The organism is Bacillota bacterium (assembly GCA_040754675.1).
Lineage (GTDB): Bacteria > Bacillota > Limnochordia > Limnochordales > Geochordaceae > Geochorda.
Map to the genome: position 1 here is coordinate 1 of JBFMCJ010000790.1, position 1509 is coordinate 1509.

2 protein-coding genes are annotated in these 1509 nt (G+C 70.8%); both read left to right on the forward strand.

Features of this window, described 5'->3' with window-relative positions; translation table 11 throughout:
- The coding region (locus AB1609_23665) for a ribosome small subunit-dependent GTPase (protein MEW6049433.1) at positions 1–299 on the forward strand (299 nt) is incomplete at its 5' end.
- 96 nt (positions 300–395) lie between these two features.
- Positions 396–1509, forward strand: a 1114-nt coding sequence (locus AB1609_23670; GenBank protein ID MEW6049434.1) for a hypothetical protein, incomplete at its 3' end; no start/stop codon positions are given.

Below are 1509 nucleotides of genomic sequence, written 5' to 3' on the forward strand. Positions count from 1 at the left end.
CTTTGGGCCGCGGCCGGCACACGACGAGCTGGGCGGCCATCTATGACATCGGGTGGGCCCGGGTCCTAGACACGCCGGGGCTTCGGGAGATCGGCTTTGCCGAGGCCGGTGCGGCGGGTGACGACGCGCTCGGCGTCCTGTTTCCGGACATCGGGGAACTGGCGAAGGGTTGCAGGTTCCGGGACTGCTCGCACGCCCACGAGCCGGGCTGCGCGGTGAAGGTGGCGCTTGAGGCGGGTGAACTCGACGAGGCCCGGTACCGGCGGTTCGTGGAGCTCCAGCGGGCGCTGAACCGGTGAGCTGGGGGCCGCCAGACGGGCTGAGGCCCGAATTGCAGGCCGGGAGGGAGCGACTGGTTCGTGACGTAGATACCCGGCGGCAAAAGGAGTGACCCTATGTCAGCCGCAGCGAACGCAGACGCCCCGGCCCTGCCGGAGGACCTGCGCAGCCGGATGGAGAGCGTCCTGCGCCAGTACAGCCAGCAGGCGCTGTTTGCACTGGCCGTCCGGTTCGGGGTCGTAAGGGCCGGGGATCGGCCGCCGCGCTCGACAGCGGACATCATCAAAGCGCTGGTTCGACGGCTCGAAGACCCGGACAGTATGCGGGCGCGGTTGGAAGGGCTCAACGAGGTTCAGCGCCGGGTGCTGGAGGTCGCGGTACAGGCCGGCGGGTTTACCGATGCGCCAAGCCTCCTAACCGAAGCGGTCCGCCTGGTGGCGGCTCAGGCGCCCAAAGAGGAGCAGGCACCAGCGAAAGGAGCACGACGCAAGGCCGGGCGGATGGGCCGGAGCGGGCCGGGCGTACCGGAGCCGTGGCGGCTCCTGGTTGAGCGATGGCGGGCGGCCGGGGGTGGCAGCGGGCAGCGCGCACCGGTCGGGAGCGAATCGCCGTCCGAGACAGCGCGGCGGGCGCAGGCCGGAGCCCACATCCTCGAACTCTACCGGCGGGGGCTCCTGTGGCCGTACCCCGAGCCCGAGCGTTCGAAGCCCTTCGAACTCGCCGACGACTGGCGGGCGCGGCTGCCGGGCCTGGAAGCGTGGGTTCACCCGTTCGTGGTGGGCTGGCTTGGAGGCACACCAGCCCGCGGCGCGGCGGTTGGTGGGCGCAGCGGGGCGGTTGCTGACCACTCGCCCCAGCGAGTCATGGGCGACGAGCCCGGCCCGCTGGTGCACGACGTGTATACCCTGCTTGCGTTTTTCGAGGACGAGCCGGTGGCGCTGACTCAGAAGGGTCGGCTGCCCGTGCGGGTCGCGGGCCGCCTCTTGAGCCGCTTTGCCGGCCCGCCGCCCGGGTGGCCCGCTGAGTGGGCGGATTTCGTCCTGGGGCTGTCACAGTCGGCCGGGCTGTGTGAGGTTGCCGTGATGCGGCGGAAAGACGGTGCCGCCGGCGAGCGTGGGCGGTTCGTAGGGCTTCACCCCTCGCCAGCAGGCCGGCGATGGATGCAGAGCTCTCAGCCCCGACAGCTATTGACGCTCTTTGAAGCATGGCGAAAGATGAGCCGGCTGGATG